The sequence below is a fragment of the Streptomyces sp. SID13726 genome, from assembly GCF_010548375.1.
GTDB lineage: Bacteria > Actinomycetota > Actinomycetes > Streptomycetales > Streptomycetaceae > Streptomyces.
The window spans coordinates 1-402 of the sequence record NZ_JAAGLY010000725.1; the positions used below are offsets into that span (position 1 = coordinate 1).

Below are 402 nucleotides of genomic sequence, written 5' to 3' on the forward strand. Positions count from 1 at the left end.
CTCTGGTCGGAGCTGCGGTTCTACGTCCTCGTCGGCGTGCTCGTCGCCGTCGGCCTCACCCGGGCGCGGGTGATCGCGTTCGTCGTGCTGTGGCCCGTCGCGGGAGAGATCGCGACACGGACGGGCTCAGACCTCGTCGCGACCGCCCTCGTCGCGCCCGACGCCCCGCTCTTCGCCGGCGGGATGGTGCTCTACCTCCTCACGCGGGAGCGCCGGTCGCCCGTGCTCTGGGTCGCGCTCGCCCTCGACGTCGCCCTCGCGGCCGCCGTCTCGGGCCGGATCCAGGCGGCCCGCATCGAGAACAGCACCGACGTCGTCGTACCCCCCGCCGTCTGGTGGGTCGCGATCGTCCTGTGCTTCGCCGTCGTCGCCATCGCCTCCTCCGCAGGCGGCATCCACGCC

General features: G+C 73.9%; 1 pseudogene. It reads left to right on the plus strand.

The features are described from left to right. Positions 1-402: pseudogene (locus G3I78_RS49975) on the plus strand (hypothetical protein); the annotation flags it as partial.